This is a genomic window from Streptomyces sp. H27-H5 (assembly GCF_026627505.1).
Lineage (GTDB): Bacteria > Actinomycetota > Actinomycetes > Streptomycetales > Streptomycetaceae > Streptomyces.
Window position 1 is genome coordinate 36,511 of the sequence record NZ_JAPNLK010000039.1, and the last position, 19,558, is coordinate 56,068.

General features: G+C 74.2%; 13 protein-coding genes. 5 read left to right on the forward strand and 8 right to left on the reverse strand.

All coding sequences use genetic code 11. The annotated features are described in order from the left end of the window. Positions 1–28: 28 nt before the first annotated feature. The 5 genes from OTB19_RS20300 to OTB19_RS20320 are packed head-to-tail and all read right to left on the reverse strand — an operon-like array spanning position 29 to position 7,572. The gene (locus OTB19_RS20300) at positions 29–2,566 is read right to left on the reverse strand and encodes an acyl-CoA reductase (RefSeq protein ID WP_267799746.1); all 2,538 of its coding nucleotides are present in this window, start codon (positions 2,564–2,566) and stop codon (positions 29–31) included. Further along, positions 2,563–3,795 (reverse strand): acyl-protein synthase, encoded by a 1,233-nt coding sequence (locus tag OTB19_RS20305; protein ID WP_267799747.1) that lies wholly within the window; start codon positions 3,793–3,795, stop codon positions 2,563–2,565. The genes OTB19_RS20300 and OTB19_RS20305 overlap by 4 nt, the downstream gene beginning before the upstream one ends. Next, a complete protein-coding gene (locus tag OTB19_RS20310) occupies positions 3,792–4,928 on the reverse strand; it encodes a GNAT family N-acetyltransferase (protein ID WP_267799748.1) in 1,137 nt (378 codons plus the stop codon). Before OTB19_RS20310 ends, OTB19_RS20305 begins: the two co-directional genes overlap by 4 nt. Further along, positions 4,925–6,307 carry an MFS transporter gene (locus OTB19_RS20315; protein WP_267799750.1) on the reverse strand — a complete coding sequence of 461 codons (1,383 nt, stop codon included), beginning with the start codon at positions 6,305–6,307 and terminating at the stop codon, positions 4,925–4,927. The genes OTB19_RS20310 and OTB19_RS20315 overlap by 4 nt, the downstream gene beginning before the upstream one ends. Continuing rightward, the gene (locus OTB19_RS20320) at positions 6,304–7,572 is read right to left on the reverse strand and encodes a phenylacetate--CoA ligase family protein (protein ID WP_267799751.1); all 1,269 of its coding nucleotides are present in this window, start codon (positions 7,570–7,572) and stop codon (positions 6,304–6,306) included. The genes OTB19_RS20315 and OTB19_RS20320 overlap by 4 nt, the downstream gene beginning before the upstream one ends. Positions 7,573–8,098: 526 nt before the next feature. Here OTB19_RS20320 and OTB19_RS20325 point away from each other — a divergent pair. Continuing rightward, on the forward strand, positions 8,099–8,239 hold the full coding sequence (locus tag OTB19_RS20325) for a hypothetical protein (protein ID WP_267799752.1): 141 nt from the start codon (positions 8,099–8,101) through the stop codon (positions 8,237–8,239). Here the strand turns inward: OTB19_RS20325 and OTB19_RS20330 are convergent. The 3 genes from OTB19_RS20330 to OTB19_RS20340 all read right to left on the reverse strand — a co-directional run bounded on the left by OTB19_RS20330 (position 8,179) and on the right by OTB19_RS20340 (position 14,976). Then, positions 8,179–9,447 carry an amidase gene (locus OTB19_RS20330; RefSeq protein ID WP_267799753.1) on the reverse strand — a complete coding sequence of 423 codons (1,269 nt, stop codon included), beginning with the start codon at positions 9,445–9,447 and terminating at the stop codon, positions 8,179–8,181. The two genes, OTB19_RS20325 and OTB19_RS20330, sit on opposite strands and share 61 nt — an antisense overlap. 64 nt (positions 9,448–9,511) lie before the next feature. After that, the gene (locus OTB19_RS20335) at positions 9,512–13,711 is read right to left on the reverse strand and encodes a bifunctional nitrate reductase/sulfite reductase flavoprotein subunit alpha (protein ID WP_267799754.1); all 4,200 of its coding nucleotides are present in this window, start codon (positions 13,709–13,711) and stop codon (positions 9,512–9,514) included. A 230-nt stretch (positions 13,712–13,941) separates the two neighbouring features. Beyond that, positions 13,942–14,976 (reverse strand): aldo/keto reductase, encoded by a 1,035-nt coding sequence (locus OTB19_RS20340; RefSeq protein ID WP_267799755.1) that lies wholly within the window; start codon positions 14,974–14,976, stop codon positions 13,942–13,944. Positions 14,977–15,082: 106 nt separating this feature from the next. Here OTB19_RS20340 and OTB19_RS20345 point away from each other — a divergent pair, with 106 nt between their 5' ends. The 4 genes from OTB19_RS20345 to OTB19_RS20360 all read left to right on the forward strand — a co-directional run bounded on the left by OTB19_RS20345 (position 15,083) and on the right by OTB19_RS20360 (position 19,522). Continuing rightward, positions 15,083–15,736, forward strand: a complete 654-nt coding sequence (locus tag OTB19_RS20345) for a TetR/AcrR family transcriptional regulator (RefSeq protein ID WP_267799756.1) — start codon at positions 15,083–15,085, stop codon at positions 15,734–15,736. A 362-nt stretch (positions 15,737–16,098) separates the two neighbouring features. Beyond that, a complete protein-coding gene (locus tag OTB19_RS20350; RefSeq protein WP_053684594.1) occupies positions 16,099–16,290 on the forward strand; it encodes a thiazolylpeptide-type bacteriocin in 192 nt (63 codons plus the stop codon). A gap of 232 nt (positions 16,291–16,522) precedes the next feature. Next, entirely contained in the window at positions 16,523–16,711 is a 189-nt protein-coding gene (locus OTB19_RS20355) for a thiazolylpeptide-type bacteriocin (protein WP_267799757.1), read from the forward strand. Positions 16,712–16,819: 108 nt separating this feature from the next. Beyond that, on the forward strand, positions 16,820–19,522 hold the full coding sequence (locus OTB19_RS20360; protein ID WP_267799758.1) for a lantibiotic dehydratase: 2,703 nt from the start codon (positions 16,820–16,822) through the stop codon (positions 19,520–19,522). Positions 19,523–19,558 lie beyond the last annotated feature (36 nt).

The following is a 19,558-nucleotide window of genomic DNA, read 5'->3' on the forward strand; positions in this document are numbered from 1 at the left end:
GCGACGGCGGCCCCGGCGCGGCGACGGCTCAGGCGAGCCCGTCCGGGGACCGCTGTCCGCGCCTGCGGTCCACGACCGCCGGCAGCTTGCCGCTCGTCGGGGTGCGGAACAGCGCCGCCCCGTCGACCGCCTCGACCGTGAAGTCGAGCAGCTTCTCCTCGACCGCCGAGCGCACCTCCGGGTAGGCGGCGAGGAAGGCCTCGCGCGCGGTGTCCGGGTCGAGCGCGTGGGACCGCTCCATCCGCAGGGTGATCCCCTCGCGGGTGGTCCCGCTCGTCAGGACGGTCTGCATCTCGCCGGCGTGACCCAGGTGCTCCGCCGCGATGGCGACGAAGCGGCGGTGGTTCAGGAAGTACGTCGCCACGCGCATCACCTCGCCCAGCCGGCCGAGCAGTTCGAAGCGCGGGGCGTGGCTGCCGCAGGGGCAGCGCCCGGGCAGCGCCCGTCCGAGGTCGCCGATGACGTACCGGTCGAGGTGCTGGCCGCGGCGGGCACGGGTGGTGAAGACGAGCCGGCCGGTCTCCCCCGGTGCCACCGGGCGGTCGGTGTCGACCTCGACGATCTCCAGGGTGTGGAGGTCGGCGTGGAGGTGGTGGACGCCGCCGGTGCTGCGCGTGCACTGGTAGCCGAGGGGGCCGAGGTCGGTGCTGCCGTAGGTGATCGAGTGGACGACCTCGATGCCGAACGTGTCGGTCAGGACGCGGCGCTGTTCGTCGGTGAAGTGCTCGCCGCCGTAGTAGATCTTGCGGAGGCCGCCGTAGGAGCGCAGGAGGTCGGCCTCCTCGTGCAGGAGCTGCCAGAGGTAGGAGGGCATCCCGAAGAGGGTGTCGACCTCGTACGCGACGATCATCTCGGCGGTGGCCCGGTGGTCGGGGCCCGCGGCCATCGGCATCTGGACGCCGCCCAGGCGTTCCAGGATGGAGAAGAAGCTGATGAACCCGCCGTACATGCCGCCGCAGTAGAAGAGGTTGGCGGTGCGGTCGCGCGCCGGGTCGTAGCCGGCGGCGAGCAGACCGCGGGCGGCGGCCCGCATCTGCGTGTCGTAGTCCTCGTACGTGAAGAGCGACAGGGCGGGCGCGCCGGTGCTGCCCCCGCTGCGGAAGTACAGCTCGGCGTCGGCCCGGTCGACGCCGCGGTTGAGGTCCCGGACGTCGTTCTTGTCGAGCAGGGGCCCGGCGGGGCGGGGGAAGTCGACCGGGCGGGCGAGGTCGTCGAGGCAGGCGGTGGCGGCGAAGCGTTCGTCGGCCTGGACCGAGACGCGGCGGCTGTAGCGCTGGAGGGCGTAGACGCCGTCGTGCGGTTCCCCGGCGTAGCCGGCGGTCATGGCGCCGACGGGCGTGACCCGGGTGACTCCGGCGGCCAGGACCAGGGCGGAGAGTTCCGCGATGTCGGTGCGGCTGCCGGCGACGCCCGCCGTCTGGAGGTAGCGGCGCATGGGGCGCAGCGTCGCCATGAGGTGCTTGCGGGGCAGCGGCTTGACCCAGACGCTGCGGTGCAGCGGGGAGGCGGTGAGGGCCGGGCGGATGTCGGCCATGACGCGCCAGGTGCGGTCGGGGGCGGCGAGGACGCGGGTGAAGCCGAGGTGTTCCTCCAGGCGGGCGAGGTGCTCGGTCGTGGTCAGTTCCGCGTACTCGGCCGGGTCGAGTTCCTGGTCGGCGGGCGCGGGCCGGGCGGCGAGGGCCGCGGCGAGCCGGTCGCAGAACGCGTGGAGTTCGCCGGTGTCCTCGGTGTCGAGGTAGACGACCTGGGGGCTGGAGCAGGCCTGCTGCTCGAAGAGGCAGATGTCCTCGGCCAGGGCGTCCAGGGTCGCCCCGTCGGCCCAGGCGTCCCGGGTGAGGTAGGCGAAGGAGATCTTGTGTCCCCATTCGACGAGCCGGCAGCCGGCCGGCACGTGGGCGGCGACGCCCGCCACGGCGGACTCGCCGCCCCAGACCGCGACGGCGTCCGCGGGGGCGCACATCAGGCGCAGCCAGTCCTGGCGGGAGGAGGGGAAGCGCAGCACGATGACGCGTTCGGCGAGGGCGCCGGTCGGGTCCTGCGCGACGAGCTCGGCGAGGAGGTGCGGGGCGAGGAGGGTGTCGGTGCCGCTGGTCTTCAGGACATTCACGTTGCCCGCGAGGAGGCCCTCGACCACGCTGAGCGGGGCGACGGTGGCCGCGTTGCCGGGGGCGATGTGGGCGACCAGGCCGACGGGCGCCCAGGCCTCGTAGACCGTCTCCTTGGCGTCGGGCCGGTTCAGCCGCTGTGGGGCGGCGCCGCCCAGTTCGCGCCGGAGTTTGCGGGTGAGGGCGCTCCGGTCGAGGAACGCGGCGAGTTCGGCGTACAGCGCGGCGGCGTCCTCGGCGTCGCCCGCGGGCAGGTGGGGCGCCAGCCGGTCCCGGACGGCGTGGCCGGGGTCGCGCAGGGCCGCCGCGAGGGCGTCGCAGGCCGCCAGGACGGTCTCGGTGTCGAGGGGCTCGGCGAGCGCGGCCTCGACGGCGGCGGGCAGCGCGGCCAGGCGGTCGGCGGCCTCGTCGTCGCCGATGAAGGCGCCCTGCCAGTAGTGGTGGTTGATGGTGTCGGTCATGACATTCCCTTCATCAGTTCGGCGGCGGCCACGGCGCAGCTGCGGTTGCGGCTGACTCCGGCGCGACCGTGGATGGTGAACCACGGGGTGGTCAGCTCGCAGCCGCACTCCTCGCCCGGGTGGAGCGAGGCGAGGTCGCCCATGACGACGCTCTGTGCCGGTACGGAGGTGATGTACGGGGACACCAGGTGGAGGTAGCCGCGTTCGCCGTACGGGAGGGGTTCGAGGGTGCGGGTGGAACGGATGAACACGCGGGACCAGACGGGTGCGTGGAGGTTGTGCCGCGCGCACTCGATGTACGGGACGCAGTGCTCGACGGAGCCGAAGGTGTCCCGGATCCGCTCGGACGGCACGCCCAACTGTTCGGTGACACGGGCGTACAGCTCGTCCTTGCCGATCCGGCGGTCGGCGTGGCCCTTCCAGCCGCCGCCGAGGATGACCAGCGAGCCCTCGGGCAGTCGCAGCGGCGCCAGCCCCATGGCGCGCATCCGTTCCAGGGTGAACCAGAGGAACGCGGGGAAGCCGAGGATGCGGACCGGGACGTCGTCCTCGGCGAAGCTGCGCAGCGCCGCGACGCAGCCGAAGGGGTCGAACTCGTGCCCGTTGCCGGTGTCGCGCAGGGCGTACTCGACCTGCCGGGCCGGGGCGAAGTCGCACAGGTAGTTGTCGGTGAACGAGGTGCCCAGATTGAGGTCGCGGGCGGGCTCGTAGCTGTAGAGGAGGTAGTTGACCGGCTGGTCGGGGGTGATCCAGCCGTTGTGGTCGAAGATGCGGGCGACCATGCGCTGGGCGGAGCGGATCGTCCACTCGTCGAAGAACATCTGCGACTTCTGTCCGGTGGTGCCGGAGGAGGTCAGGTGCAGGTGGACGTCGTCGCGGGGGATGGAGAGGACCTCGTGGCGCTTGAAGAAGTTCGCGTGCACCAGGGGTGCCGCGTACGGGGTGCCGGGCGCGTCCGTGGCGTGGACGTCGCCGTCGTGGCGGTCGCCGTCGTGGCGGTTCGCACCCAGGAGGTCGGCGTCCTGGAGGTCGGCGTCCTGGAGGCTGCGGAAGAACGGGGACCGGTCCCGGTGCCAGGCGTTGATCTCCGCCATGGCCGCGGCGAACAGTTCCTCCTCGGCGGGACCGCAGGTGTAGGGATCGCTCAGGTCGCAGAGTTGCTGCAGTCGGGCGAGGGCCGCGGCGTCGGGGACGTCGACGGGGGCGAGATGGGGGTTCGAGCCAGTCATGGGGCGACCTCACGTGAGGGCAGATGCGCCGACGCCCAGGCCGACACATAGGAATCGAGGAAGGGTTGGAGCGGCGGGTCGACGACCACGCCGCGGAAGTCGATGTGCTCGGTGGTGCGGGACATCACCACGTAGTCGTGGAAGCCGTCCCCGTCCCGGCGCATGGCCGGGTACACGGCCCCGGCGATGAAGCCCTGGGCGGCGAAGGCGGACAGCGCGGCGTGGTGTTCGAGGGGCACGAGGGCCTCGACGTAGCCGGCGCCCGCGCGGGTGAGGGCACGGGTGACCGGCTCCAGCCACCCCGCGGCGGCGGCCGGGTCGGGGTGGGCGGCGACCAGGGCGCAGTAGCCCCCGGTGCGGTTGAGGTAGGCGTACACCTCGAAGTCGCCGTCGGCGGGGGTGAGCAGGATGTTCGGGGTGTGCAGCGGGTAGAACCAGCGGCCGCCGTCGGGGAAGTGCGCGTGGAAGCGGCGGCGGACGAACGCGGGTGCCTCGATCACTTCCAGGGGCGCGGCGGCCGGCCCGGCGGACAGCGGCGTCGGCGCCGTGGGCCGGGCGTCCGCGTAGCTGATGCCGAGGCTCGCCCCGGCGGTGCGCAGGAGCGGCGCCAGGAGGGCGGGTACCTCGGCGACGGGGACCCGGCGGTCCAACACCCCCGGAGAGTGACGCGCGTAGAGCGCGAGGCTTTCCCGGCTGCCGAGATCGACCGCGTTGGGCAGGATGCCGAGCGGGCGGAAACCGTGCCGGGCGACGACCCGTTGGGGTCCGGCGCTGACGGTGCGGACGGTGGCGTACACCGAGTCGAGGGTCCCGGCGTCGAGGGTGGCGGAGCACAGGGCCTCGGTCAGTCGCCCGGCGAGCCCCGAGCCGCGCTGGTCCGGGTGGACGGCGAGCCCTTCGAGGCGGCCGATGCGGGTCCCGGCCTCGCCGTGGATCGCGGCGGATCCGGCGAGGGCGCCGGTACCGGGGCAGCGGGCGACGAGCCAGAGGGTGTGCGGGTCGCGGATGAGCCGGGACATTTCGGCCGGGTCGGTGCCCAACGCCGTGGGGTAGTGCGGTCCGTAGACGGCGTAGTACAGCTGGCGCAGGTCGGCGATGTCCGTCGGCGCGGCCTGCTCGATGACGGCGCTCATCGGGTGCCTCCGGCGGAGGGCGCGGAAGCCGGCGCCGGGTGTGCGGCGGGCTTGTCGGCGGGCGCGGTGACGGGCGCGCCGGCGGGCCGGCCCTCGGGCGCGTCCGGCGTGCGGTGGCGTCCGGGCAGCAGGAGGAGGGCGAGGGCGGCGGGCACCAGGCCGGCGGCCTGGATCAGGCACAGCGTCCGCGCGGAGAGGTGGTCGCCCAGCAGTCCGAACAGCAGCGAGGCGACCGGGAAGGTCGCTCCGAGCACGGCCTGCATGACGGCGAAGAAGGCCGGCTTGTCGGCGGGCGGGACCAGGCGCTGGAACAGGGCCACGAAGCGGACGCCGATCACCCCGACGCACCAGCCCGTCACCAGGAGGGCGCCGGCGATGACGGGCCGGGCCGCGATCAGGCCGGGGACGGCGAGGGCGACGGCCATCGCGCCCAGGCAGGCGGAGCCGACGACCGTGGGACGGCCGGGCACCCGGGCTCCGGTGAAGGAGCCGATGAGCGTGCCCAGGCCGAGGGACGCCTCCAGGAGGGACACGGTGGCGCCGTCGCCGTGCAGGACCGTCGCGGTGTAGAGCGGCATGACGACGAAGACGGCGGTGGTGAAGAGGTTGGCCGCGGTGAAGCAGAGCAGGATGGCGCGGACGTACGGCAGCCGGCCCAGGATCCGTCGCAGCGTCCGGCGCGGGGCGGGATCGGCGGCGGCCGTTTCGGTGTCGAGGTCGGCGCCGGCATCCGCGTCGGCGGAGGGCTCCTCGGCCGAGGCCGGGGTGCGGAAGCGGACGGTCGTGATGAGCACCGCGGCCGTGCCGTAGGCGAGGGCGCAGCCCGCCGCGAGGCCGGCCACGCCGGCCCCGTCCACGACGAGGGCGCCGAGCAGGGCTCCGCCCAGGCTCGCGAGGGACTGGGTGGACAGTTCGAAGCCGGTCGCGGCCTCGATGTCCTCGTCGTCGACGAGTTCGGGTACGGAGGTGGTCAGGCACGGGTCGAAGAAGGCCTGGCAGGTCGCCAGGGCCAGGGCCGCCGCGTAGACCGCGACGACCGGCAGGTCGCTCAGGGCGGCCCAGCCGGCGAGTGCCGCGGCGGCCGTCCCCGCGCCGGCGGCCGCGCCGCGCAGCAGCGAGCGGTGGGAGCGGCGGGCGATGGCGCGGGCCACGAGCGGGGCGAGGGCCACCGCGGGCAGGGTGCTGAGGGCCATGAGCATGCCGGCGGCGAATCCACCGTCGCCGGAGGCCACGTGGCCGATGAGCCACCAGGAGGTGCCGACCTGGAACATGCGCGTCCCGGCCTGGCTGAGCACCTGGCCCAGCCATACGGTGCCGAAGGCGCGGTTGCGCAGGACGAGCGGGGGTCGGCGGCCGGGGGCCGCCGTCGGGGTGCTCATGCGGTCGGCCTCTCGTCGAGGACGCGGACGAGCTTGCCGGAGCGGGAGTTGACGACGAGGTCGCGGTGGCGGGTCCATTCGACGCCGAGGGGGTGGACGAATCCCGTGGCGACGCTGTCGGGGTAGAGCGGCCTGGCGGTGTTCAGTCCCTCGACGATCTCCTTGGCCAGGACGTCCCGTGCTCCCGGATCGTGTTCGGGGGCGGTGGCCAGGCGCAGGATCAGGCCGTCGCGCCCCTCCCAGCGGCGTACGACGAGTTGCGTGCCCGTGACGAGGCCCTCGGTGTCGGCCTCGGCGACGGCGCTCAGGACGTCGTCCCAGTACAGCGAGACGGGCCCGACGCGTACGCCTTCCTCGGCACGGCCCAGGATGCGGAACGCGCCGCCTTCGGTGTCGGTCCACTCGGCGCGGTCGCCGGCGGGGTAGCGGATGACGGGCATGAGGCTGCGGAAGAGTTGGGTGACGACGACGCGGCCGGGCCGGCCGGCCTCGCGGATCGGTTCGTCGGTCGTCTCGTCGAGGATCTCCACGACGGTGTGCGGGGTGAAGGGCCGGTGCGTGCGCGTGTCCGGGCCGGCGACGGGCCTGCCGAGGAGACCGCCGTCGACGCTGGCGTAGCCGAGCGAGCGGGGCACGGCGTTGGGGAAGGCGCCCGCGAGGAGCCGGCGCTGGTCGGAGAAGAGCGCCTCGCCCCCGAAGAACAGGAGTTCCACCTGCGGGAGTCGGCGGCCGGTCGACGTCAGGTGCTCGGCGAGCCGGCACAGGGTGGTCGGGGTGCCGGCGACGACGTGGGCGCCGAAGTCCTGGAGGGAGGTGACCGTCGACTCCAGGGGCGCTCCGCCGCCGATGGGCAGGCGGACGTTGGCGACGGGGGCGTGGGCGAGGGAGTCGAGGACGAACAGGAAGCTCGCGTACAGCTCACCGGCGTAGAACAGGTCGGCCACCCGGTGACCGGGGCGCAGGCCCGCGTCGACGAGGCCGGCGCCGAACGCGGTGACGAACTCGCTCCACTCCTCGCGGGTGTAGCTGGAGAAGCGCGGGGTGCCGGTGGTGCCGCCCGTCTTGTAGACGACGGCTTCGGCGAGGGGGGCGGTCAGCACCCGGTTGTCGTGCAGGGTATTGGCGGCCCAGAACGCGTTCTGATCCACCAGGGGTAGATCGGTGAGGCTGTTCACCTCGGGCGGCAGGTCTGCGTAGAGGTCGGCGTAGAAAGGGGAGCAGTCTCGGGCGAAACGCACGAGGTCGGAAAACCGCTGGACGGGCATGCTGCCTTTACCTGGAAGACGAAGTGGAAAGGGAAAGGAAACAGGCGGCTTCCACGGCGTGACGGTCCCCCGACCTCATCTGTTGACTAATCAACAATGCACGTGTGCCCTACAGTTCGAAGGTGCGAGCCACACCTGATCCCGTCTCACATCATGGAACACGGGGAACGCACCGCCAAATCGATGGCATGTACGACCGGGGCGCAAAAGTGGACTTCCGGCCCGCCTGGCCGAAATCGCGGCGCGGGAGAAACGGTGTCGACGCTGCCGCGAGAGCGGTTCCGGGGGCTTTGGAGCCCGTGAATGCGGGGCTCGGGCCACGTGTGGCGTGTGGCGAGGTTCTCACGCGTCGAGAACGACGGCGGGCGTGAATGAGGCCGATATCAGCGCTTTCCGGCCCTCCCCCCGCATCGATATTCCAATCCCGGAATACTCCCGACCCTCGGGCTCCGGGGTCGAAAGGGGCGCCGCGGGTCGGACGCCCCGTCGAGCACGGGGCCCTGGACGGCCCGAACGGCGGTCGTTGATGGCCGAGAAGGCCCGCGCCGGCGACACCGGCGGCCGGGCCGAGGACGCCGCACGTGCCGCCGAGCGGGAGCGGCTCCTCTACGAGGCGGTCAAGGACTTCCGGGTCGCGGCCCGCAACACCATCGGGGCGAACGACTGACCCAAGGCTGCGGCGCCTCGGGCGTCCGCGACGTCTCCGGTCCCTCGGGCGACCGCGTGCCCCGGGTTCTCGGCCGCGGCGGCGACGGAGAGGAGGTCCGCCTCCCGGCCGCGGCGGGCCACCAGGTGGAGTCCGACGGGCTCGCCGTCGGGGGTGAGGCCGGCGGGGATGCTGATGGCGGGATGACCGCTGATGTTGAACGCCCAGGTCAGTGCCACGCTCAGGGTGTCGCCCGGGCCGTCGTGGCCGTGGGGGGCGTTGGGGGTGGTGGGGGTCGCCAGGAGGTCGACCTCCGCGAAGACGCGGTCGAGGGCCCGCGCGAGCGCGGCCCGGGTCCGCGCGACGCGTTCCGCGTCCGCCGGGGCGTGTCCGCGCAGGCTCCGCCAACACGCGGCGGGGTCGACGAGGAGCACCGGTACGTCGACGGGCTCGGTCGCCCCGGCGCGGGACAGGTCGTGGAGGAAGGTCCGGGCGCGCTCCGCGATGTCGGGGCGGGTCGCGGCGAATCCCAGGTCCGGGGACCATGCCGTGCGCAGGGGCCGTGCGGGGGCCACGAGGGCACGGGACGCGGTGGTCGTCCCGGTGAGCGCGTCCAGGTACACGGCGGCGTCCGCCGCGTGGCGGGCCAGCGGGCCGGCGATGTTCAGGCCGGCGCGGTCGCGGGCGGGCACCAGGCCGTTGGTGGGCTTGAGTCCGATGACCCCGCACCAGGCCGCCGGGATGCGCACGGATCCGGCCCCGTCGCTTCCGGTGGCCAGGGGCACCATCCCGGCGGCGACCGCGACGGCCGATCCCGCGCTGGAGCCGCCCGGACTCCACCGCGGGTCGTGGGGGTTGAGGGTCACGCCGCGGTCGGTGGCGCCCCAGGTCTGCCAGCGGGTGCCCGGGCCGGGGGTGGAGGTGGCGCCCACGGGTACGCAGCCCGCCGCGATCAGCCGGGCGCTCTGGAACGAGTCGGGCCCCTCGGTGCCCTTGACCCCCAGGGGCACCCCGGCCAGCGGAAGCCGGTGGCCCTCCCGCACCCGGCGGTCGACCGCCGCCGCGTGCTCGGCGGCCTCGCGCGGCCACAGTGCGGTGAAGGCCCGCAGCCCGGTGTCGTCGCGGGCGATCCGGGCGAGGGCGTCCGCCGCGGCCTCCCGCGCGGTCAGCCGGCCGGCGTTGACCTCGCGGGCGATCGCGCACGCGGACAGCTCTCCGTGGTCCCTCATCCGCTCCCCTTCCGATCCGCTCGATGGTGACACGTCCGAGCGGCCGGCCGGCTCCCCGGTCGGCTCAGTAGACATCGCGGGCGTAGCGCCTGTCCGCGGCGAGCTGCTTCAGGTAGGCGGTCGCCTCGTCGGCGCTCAGGCCGCCGTGGGTCACGGCCACGTCGCGCAGGGCCCGGTCCACGTCCTTGGCCATGCGGCTCGCGTCGCCGCACACGTAGAAGTGGGCGCCGTCCTGGAGCCAGGACCACAGTTGGGCGCCGTGCTCGCGCATGCGGTCCTGTACGTAGACCTTGGTCCGCTGGTCGCGGGAGAAGGCGAGGTCGAGGCGGCTGAGGGTGCCGTGCCGGTGGAGTTCCTCCAGCTCGGCGCGGTACGAGAAGTCGGTGGCGCGGCGCTGTTCGCCGAAGAACAGCCAGTTGGCGCCCGGGTGGCCGAGGGCGCGGCGGTGTTCGAGGAAGCCCATGAACGGGGCGATGCCGGTGCCGGGTCCGACCATGACGGCCGGGGTGTCCGGGCTCGCGGGCGGCCGGAAGTTCGCCGAGCGCCGGACGAACAGCGGTACGGGGGTGCCCGGTTCGGCGTCCGCGAGGAAGCCGGAGGCGACGCCCTTGCGGCGGTGGCCGCGCGGTCCCTCGTAGCGCAGGACGGACACGGTCAGGCTGACCTCGCGCGGGTCGACGAGGGGGCTGGAGGAGATCGAGTAGAGGCGGGGGCGGAGGGGTTTGAGGCGGTCGACCCACTCCTGGGCGCCGAGTCGCACCGGGAACTCGGTCAGGACGTCGACGGGCTGTCGCCCCCAGGTCCAGCGGGCGAGGCCATCCTTGTTGTCGGGGCGCGTCAGGTGCTTGAGGGTGCGGTCCCCGGTGTGTTCGGTGATCAGGCGCAGCAGGTCGGTGGTGACGTGCGTGATGTCCAGGTGCCGGTGGAGCGCCTCGGCGAACGGCATCGGGTCGCGGCCGTGGACGGCGACCTCGGCGTCCGGGGACAGGCCGGTGGTGGCCAGCCATTCCGTCACCAGGTCGGGGCAGTTGACGGGCTGGACCCCGAGGGCGTCGCCGGCCTCGTACGCGGGGCCGTCCTCGCCCAGGTCGAAGGTGAACCGGCGGATCTCCTTGGCGGCGCCGGGCAGGCTCAGCAGCCGGTTGCCGGACAGTCGGGCGAGGTGCGGCGCCTCCTTGCTCGCGGGACCCGCACCGGCCGGGGGCACGAGAGCCGGGGACACGAGAGCCGGCGCCGGCTCGGGGTCGGCCGCGGGGTGCGGGGCGCCGGTCAGGGCGGCGCGGACCCGCTCCAGCCACTGCCGGGCCGGTTCCTCGTAGTCGGGCTCGCAGTCGACCCGGGGCAGGAGGCGTACGGCCCCGAGTTCGTCGAGGCGCCGGTCGAGTCGGCGGCCGTGGCCGCAGAAGGCGTCGTACTGGGAGTCGCCGAGGGCCAGTACGGCGTACCGGACGTCCTCGAACGCGGGGGCGGCGGGGTCGCCGAGCGCCTCCCAGAACCCGGCGCCGTTGTCGGGGGCGTCGCCGTCGCCGAACGTGCTGGTGACGACCAGCAGGTCGGTGCCGGGGGTCAGGGAGAGCGGTGTGCGGTCCGCCATGTCGTGCACGGCCGCCGGGTGCCCGTCCGCGGCGAGTCGGTCGCCGATGGTGGTGGCGAGGTCCTCGGCGTTGCCCGTCTGGGAGGCCCACAGGACCACGATCCGACGCGCCGGGGTGTCCGGGGCGGAGGGGTCCGGAGCCCCGCCCGGTGCGGTCTCCGGGGGCGCGGTCGGTCCGGAGGACGGCTCGGGCGAGACCGGCCGCGCGCGGGAGTACGTCCCGGCGAGCACGCCGTCGATCCAGAGCGCGTGCGCGGCCTCGAACGGGGCGTCCGGGGGCAGCGTGGGCACGCCCGCGTCGGGTGGTGCGGCGGCGAGTCCGGTCAGGAAGCCGGAGAGGTAGCGGCGCTCGTGGTCGGCGAGGACCGGTGGCGCGAGGTCGCCGGGGCCGCACAGCGCCGCCAGGGCGGGGACGGGTACGGGGGCGGCCTGCGGGGTGGTCGTCTCGGCGGCCCCGGGCGGGGCCGGGGGCGTGGCGGGCAGCGGGGCCCGGGTCTTGGTCAGGGTCACCGCGCAGGCCTTGAGCTCGGGTTGGAAGGAGATCGGGTCGACGGCGTCGTTCGTGACGGCGTTCACGCCGAGGTATTCGCCGAACAGGTCGTTCCAGTGGAAGGGGGCGAAGCAGTTACCCGGCCTGACCCGGTCGGTGACGACGGCGGGCAGCACCGCCCGGCCCCGCCGGGAGGCCACCTCCACGCCGTCGCCGGCGGTGATGCCGAGGGAGGCCGCGTCCTGCGGGTGGATCTCGACGAACGGCCCGGGGTTGAGCTTGTTCAGCTTGGCGACCCGGCCCGTCTTGGTCAGGGTGTGCCACTGGTGCTGGAGGCGCCCGGTGTTGAGGACGAACGGGTAGTCGTCGTCGGGCAGTTCGGCGGCGGGCAGGTGCGGGCGGGCGTGAAAGACGGCCCGCCCGGTGTCGGTCGGGAACACCAGGCGGGGGCGGGTGCCGTCCGGGCGCTCGACCAGGGTCTGGCTGACGCCGTCGTTGAGGTAGCGGATCGGGTTGCGGTCGGGGCCGCCGGGGGCGGCCGGCCACTGCACGGGGGTGGAGCGCAGCCGTTCGTAGGTGACGCCGCGCAGGTCCCAGCCTGTGCGGGGGTTCCAGGCCTGCCGCAGCTCCTCGAACACCTCCTCGGCGCAGGTGTACGTGAATGCCTCGGCGAATCCCATCTCGCAGGCGACCCGGGCGATCAACCTCCAGTCGGGGACGGCCTGGCCGGGCGGATCGGCGGCCCCCTGGACCAGGGTGAGGTTGCGCTCCGAGTTGATCATCACCCCGTCCGACTCGACCCAGAGGGTGGCGGGGAGCGCGATGTCGGCGTAGGCGTTCGTCTCGGTCTCCGCGAACACGTCCTGGGTGATGACCAGTTCGGCGGTCTCCAGGGCCTTGATGACCGTGCCCCGGTTGGCCACCGAGGCGACCGGGTTGGTGCAGATGATCCAGCACGCCTTGATCGCGCCGGCGGCCATCTCCTCGAACATCTCCACGGTGCCGCGCCCGACGTCGGTGCGCAGGGTGCCGCGCGGCACGCCCCACAGGTCCTCGGTGAACTCCCGGTCCTCGTCGACCAGGACGGAGCGTTGCCCGGGCAGGCCGGGCCCCATGTAGCCCATCTCGCGCCCGCCCATGGCGTTGGGCTGGCCGGTGAGGGAGAAGGGGCCGCTGCCGGGACGGCAGATCGCACCGGTGGCCAGGTGCAGGTTGACCAGGGCGTTGGTGTTCCACGTGCCGTGGGTGGACTGGTTCAGGCCCATGGTCCAGCAGCTCGTCCACTCCCCCGCCTCGCCGATCCAGCGGGCGGCGAGGCGGATGTCCGCCTCGGGTATGCCGGTGATCTCCGAGACCCTCTCGGGCGGGTAGTCCGCCAGGAAGGCGGGCATGGCCTCCCAGCCCTCGGTATGGGCGGCGATGAACTCGGGGTCGGTCCGGCCGTTCTCGACGAGCAGGTGCAGCAGGCCGTTGAGGAGGGCCAGATCGGTGCCCGGCCTGATCTGGAGGAACAGGTCGGCCTTGTCGGCGGTGGCGTTGCGCCGGGGGTCGACGACGATGAGTCGGGCGCCGGCGGCCTTGACGCGGTCCATCATCCGCAGGAAGAGGATGGGGTGGCAGTCGGCCATGTTGGCGCCGATGACGAGGAACGCGTCGGCGTGCTCGAAGTCCTCGTACGAGCCCGGCGGCCCGTCGGCGCCCAGCGAGGACTTGTAGCCGCTGCCGGCGCTCGCCATGCACAGCCGGGAGTTGGACTCGATGCGGCTGGTGCGCAGGAAGCCCTTGGCGAGCTTGTTCGCCAGGTACTGGGCCTCCAGGGACATCTGGCCGGAGACGTAGAGCGCGAGTGCGTCGGGGCCGTGCGCGTCGAGGATCTCCCGGAGGCGGCGGGCCGTCTCGGTGACGGCTTCGTCCACGTCGGCGGGGACGGGCTCGCAGCCGCGGTCCCGGCGGATCAGCGCGGTCTCCAGTCGGCCCGGCGCGGCCGTCATGTCGACGTGGGTGGCGCCCTTGGTGCACAGGCGTCCGGAGTTCGCGGGGTGCTGCCGGTCGCCGGTGACCTTCAGCGGCGTCCGGCGTCCGTCGGCGCCGCGGGCGAGGTCCACCACGATCCCGCAGCCGACACCGCAGTAGGAGCAGACCGTCCGTACCCGGCCGGTCGCCGCATCCGCATCGGCCACAGGAGCCCCCCGTCGGAAACACCGGGTGGCGCCGGGAGCTCCGGACGCCACCGGGGTGCGCGGGTCCGTCCCGCGGCCCTCACCGTAGGAAGCGCGTGTTGCGCGCACGTGACGGGCGGGACCGCGCGGGCGTTACGACGAACCACACACCCGGCGGCCGGCGGGCGTGAGGTGCGGGGCGCGGGGTGCGCGGTGCCGGGTGCGGCATGGTGCCCGCGCGCGCGGGGCCGTCAGACCGCCGGCGGGTTGAGGCGGGCGAAGCCCTCCTGGCGCCGGTACGGGAAGTGGGGGTAGGGGGCCGGGCGCTCGCTCGCCGCGTCGAGCCTCGCCATCTGGTCGGGGGTGAGGGTCCACCCCACGGCGCCGAGGTTCTGGCGCAGTTGTTCCTCGTTGCGGGCGCCGATGATGACGGAGGACACGGTCGGCCGCTGGAGCAGCCACCGCAGGGCGATCTGCGGGACGGCTCGGCCGGTCTCCTCCGCGATCTCGTCCAGGGCGTCGACCACCCGGTACAGGTGCTCGTCGTCGACCGGCGGCCCGTAGTCGGCGGTGTCGTGCAGCCTGCTGCCGGCGGGCAGCGGCCGGCCCCGGCGGATCTTGCCGGTGAGCCGGCCCCAGCCGAGCGGGCTCCAGACGATCGCGCCCAGCCCCTGGTCGAGGCCGAGCGGCATCAGCTCCCACTCGTAGTCGCGGCCGATGAGGGAGTAGTAGACCTGGTGGGCGACGTACCGCGCGCGGCCGTGCCGGTCGGCGGTGGCGAGGGACTTCATCGTCTGCCATCCGGAGAAGTTGGAGACTCCGGTGTAGCGGATCTTCCCGGCCCGGACCAGGTCGTCCAGGGTGGACAGCACCTCCTCGACAGGGGTGCCGGCGTCGAAGGCGTGCAGTTGGAAGAGGTCGATGTGGTCGGTGCCGAGGCGGCGCAGGGCGTCGTCTACGGAGGTGATCAGGCGGGAGCGGGAGGTACCGGCGTCGCCGGGGCCGTCGCCCGTGGGCAGGCCGGCCTTGGTGGAGATGATCACCTGGTCCCGGCGGCCCTTGAGGGCGGCTCCGAGGACCTCCTCCGAGGCGCCGGCCGAGTAGACGTCCGCCGTGTCGAACATCGTGATGCCGGCGTCGATGCAGATGTCGACGAGGCGGCGCGCCTCCTCCACGCCCGTGTTGCCCCAGGCGCCGAAGAGCGGCCCCTGTCCGCCGAAGGTGCCCGCACCGAAACTCAGCGCCGGCACCTGAAGCCCGGACGCACCCAACCGCCTGTACTCCATGACGCATCCCCTTCTCTCCCACGCACCCCAACTAATGGGCCCGCAGTTCCGTTAAGATGGGGCCAGCGTAACAAGCCATGCCTATTAATGGAACAGGAGTCCCGTTATGGAGTTTGCGGACGGTGAGACCGAGGCCGGGAGCGAGGCCGGGAGCGAGGTCGAACCTGGGACCACCCGGCCGGGCGGTCGCACCGCGCGCGTACGGGCGGCGGTGCTCCGGGCCGCCGGGGACGTCCTGGCCGAGCGGGGTTTCGCCCACCTGGACCTCGCCGACGTGGCACGCCGCGCCGAGGTCGGGAAGACGACCGTCTACCGCCGCTGGGGCACCGTCACCGGCCTCGTCACCGACCTCCTGTCGGACATGGCGCAGCAGTCCGTGCCCCGTACGGAGACGGGCTCGCTCCTCGGGGACCTGACGGCGAACACCCGGCTGGTGACGCGGACACTGGCCGATCCGAGGCAAGGGGCCCTGTTCAAGGCGGTGATCGCGGCCGCGACGTGCGATCCGAAGGCGGCGGAGGCCCTGCACGGTTTCTACGCCGTCCGCGTCGAGGAGTGGGCCCCGTGCGTCGCGCAGGCCGCGGCCCGGGGCGAGGTGCCCGAGGGCACCGACGCGCACGAAGTCGTCCGTGCCGCGTCCGCCCCCCTCTACTACCGACTGCTGACCACGACGCTGCCCCTGGACGAGGCGGCCGCCGACCGTGCCGCGACGGCCGCGGCGGCGGCGGCGCGCGCGGGGGCGTACGTACGGGACGTGTAGCGCCGGCGGCGGCCGGCGGCCCGGTGCGCGGTCGCCGAGGGCATGATCCTCAAGTCCCCCCGGAAGAGGTGCGGTTACCGGACGGAGCACCGGCTTCCGTTGGCCGGGATATTGGCTGCATCTCCCCTCCAGCGGTCCTGAAGCACCGTGCATGATCGTGGATGCCTGGCCGGTCAACGGCCGGACGGAGCCCGGATCCAGGAGATCGAACCGCGGTCCTCACCCAAGGGACGGCGGATCGCTCGTCTGCGGGCCCGACCGGCCGTACGCCGGAAACCTCGGGGCCGGGTGACACCGCCTCGTGGACCGGGCGTTCGGTCACGGCACATTCGGCTTTCACCTCCACCATCCGGGAGACACGCATGTCCGACATCGCTCGCACCCCCGAGTTCGCCCTCCAGGACCTCGACCTCGACCTCGGCGACCTCACCGTCACCTCGATGCGCGACACCGTCGCGCTGCCCGAGGGCGGGGCGTCCTGGGGTTCCTGTTCCTGCCAGGGCTCGTCGTCCTGCGCCCAGCCGACGCTGGACGCGGGCGAACTCGCGGGCTGACCTCCGCGCGCCTTCGCACCACGGCCTTCACCTCACGGGCCCTCGCACCACGGGCCCTCGCACCACGCACCACGCACCACGCATCACCTCACGAGCGGCGCGCACCGACACCGGTGCGCGCCACCCGCGGCGGACAGCCGACCGCCGCACGCCCCGACCGTCGACCGTCGACCCGTCGCACCCGACGGCCGTCGCCCGTCGACCGTCGCCCTTCCGATCGGAGGAGACCTCCATGGACCGAGCCACCCCCGGCCCCGGCTTCGCACTCGACGACCTCGACCTCGACCTCGGCGACCTCACCGTGACCTCCATGCGGGACACGGTGGCACTGCCCGAGGGCGGGGCCTCCTGGGGCTCCTGCTCCTGCCAGGGCTCCTCGTCCTGCGCCCAGCCGGAGCGGCCCGAGGTCCCGACGCTGTAGCCGTTCCACACGCACACCCGCACACGTCGTGACGCCTCCCGCCGTACGCCGCGCACACCGCGTACGGCGGGAGGCCCGCGCGTCATCACCGACAGGAGGGGAACCGTCATGTCGCAGCCGCGCCGGCCGGCCGCCGACACGGACACCGGCGCCGGCGGCTACCGGGTGCGCTCCGCGCCCTACGCGCTGGTCCGCGCCACCGTGCTCGCGCACCCGGCCCAGCAGCCGCCCGCCGCACGGTTCCGTGCCCTGCTCGCCCGCCTGCACCTGCTCGACACGCGGTTGCTGCGGATCACCGCGCCGCTCTGCGACGCCCTGTACGACAGCCGGGACGGTCATCCGGCGGAGTTCCACCACGGCGTCGTCCTCCCGCTGCGCCGGGCCCTGCACAACGGTCGCGAGCCCCGGCCCGCCCTGCTGGAACGCCTCGGCGACCTGCCGGACCGGGTCCCCCCGCTCGCGTCCTGGCTCGCGCTGCGCTCCCGACGGAGCGCCGTCCTCGCCGAGTTGGACGACGCCGCCGAGCGGGCGCTGGCCGGCGAGCGCGCGGCCCTGGCCGCCCTGTGCCGCGAACCGGCCCTCGGCAAGGCCGTGGCCCTCACCAGCGCCGATCTGCTCCGGGCCGTGGAACGGGCCGCCACCGGCGTGCTCGACCGCAGGGCGCGCAAGGAGGAACCCACCGTGCTGCGGTACGCCCTGCGGGCCAGTACGAAGACCAGCCCGCTGTCCTGGTTCACCGCCGTCGGCTGGGGCGTGTCGTCAAGCTCCGCACAGGACCGGCCCGCCGCCGCGTGGGGAGCCGCACCGCTCTTCACGGACCCCCTGCACCCGGTCGTGAAGGTCAACCGCACCCTGACGACGGCCCTGACCCTCGCCCTGCTGACCGCACCGCACCGGCGGGCGGCCCTCCCCCACCGGATCACCAGCAGCGCCCGGGTCAAGGGCGGCCGGGCCGCGTTCTCCCGGGACCGGACCTCCTTCGCCGGCGGCCGTTACCTGGTGGCCGACGAGGACGAGGTCGAACTGCCCTACGGCGGCCCCCTGGACCTGGTCACCGAGCACGCCGAGACCCCGGTGCCCCTGGCCGGATTGACGGAACTGCTGGCCGGCGCCCTGAAGGGAGCGGGCGACGACGGCCCCGCCGCCGCCTCGGCCTTCCTCGACCGCCTGGGGCAGGCCGGGCTGCTGGTGCCGGGCGACCCGGTGGCGCCGCAGGACGGCGACCCGCTGGAGGGCCTCTCGGCGTGGCTCCGCACGCTCGGCGCGACCCACCCCGAGGACGCGGCCCGCGCCGACCTCGTCGACGAACTCGCCCGGGTCACGGCCGCCTTCGCGGCGGCCCCCGCCACCGAACGGCCCGCCCTGCTCACCGACCTGTCCCGGGACTGGCAGGCGACCCTGGCCGACGCGGGACGTCCCGTACCGCCGGTGTCCGCGCCCCTGAACGTGCTGTCCGAGGACGTCGTCGCCCCCCACCCGCTGCCCGTCGACGGCTTCCTCGACGCCGCCGACCACGAGGCGCTCGGCGAGGTCACCGCGCTCGCCGAGTCGTTCGACCTCGGGCACCTGCTCCGCCGGATCGTCCGCGACCGCTTCGTCGCGCGGTACGGAGCCGGCGGCACCTGCCGCCACCCGTGGGAGTTCGGGGCCGAGGTCGCCGACGCCTGGGAGGAGGCCGGGCGGCTCGCGGCGCTCGCCCCCGGGGACCGGGCCGCGTTCCCCACCGGGGCCGGTGCGCTCGCCGATCTTCGCGCGGAGGTCGTCCGGACGGTCGCGGGCCCCCCGCAGGGCGCCCCGGCCGACGACGACACGGTCGTGCTGCCCCGGGACCTCATCGCCGGTCTCGGCGGGCGACTGCCCGACTGGAGCGTCGAACGCCCGCTCGGTTACGCGTACTTCCTCCAGCGGGAGCCGGGCCGGCGGGCGGCCGGGACCGGACCGGTCCCGCTGTGCGTGAACCACGTGTACGGCGGGTGGGGCCGGTTCACCAGCCGGTTCCTGGACGCCCTCGATCCGCGCGCCGGCGTCGAGGTGTCCCGGCAGATCCGCCGCGGGTTGGGCCCCGGTGCCCGCGCCGCGCAGGTCCGACCCGTCGGCGGCTTCAACGCCAACCTGCACCCGCTGCTCGTCCCGGACGAGATCGGCCCCGACCGCGACCGGGCCTCGATCGGCGAGGGCGACCTGGACCTCGTCCACGACGAGGCGACCGACCAGGTGCGCCTGCGGCTGCGGAGCACCGGGGAACACCTCGACGTGCTGTACCCGGGATTCCTCGCGCCCGTGTTGCTGCCGCGCCGCATCGGGGCCCACCTGGCCGACCATCCCGAGGGCGCCGTCGACTTCGGGGCGCTCGTGCCCCGCCGCGCCGTCACCGCGCCGGGCGGGCTCGTGACGCGCACCCCCCGGCTGCTCCACCGCCACGTGGTGCTCCGCCGGCGCCGCTGGCTGCTGCCTCCCGACGTGGTCCGCGCCCTGCGCGCCGACCTCGGCTCCGAGCCGGTGCCGGCCACGGCCGCGGTCCGCTGGCGCGCCCTGCTGGACCTGCCCGAGCAGCTCTTCCTGCACCCGGTCGGCGGCCCCGCCACCGGGCAGGCCACCGCCGACTTCCTGAACCGGCTGAACCGCCCCAAGCCGCACCTGGTGGACCTCGGCAACGCGCTGCACCTGCGGTGCCTGGCCAAGTGGCTGTCCCGGCACACCGAAGGCGGCGCGGTCCTGGAGGAGGCGCTCCCCGCGCCCGGCGGCCTGGACACCCCGACGCACGCGGTCGAGCTCGTACTTGAGGTCAACCGGCCCGGGCGGCGGCGATGAACCGGGACACGACGGCGCGAGAGCGACGAACACCAC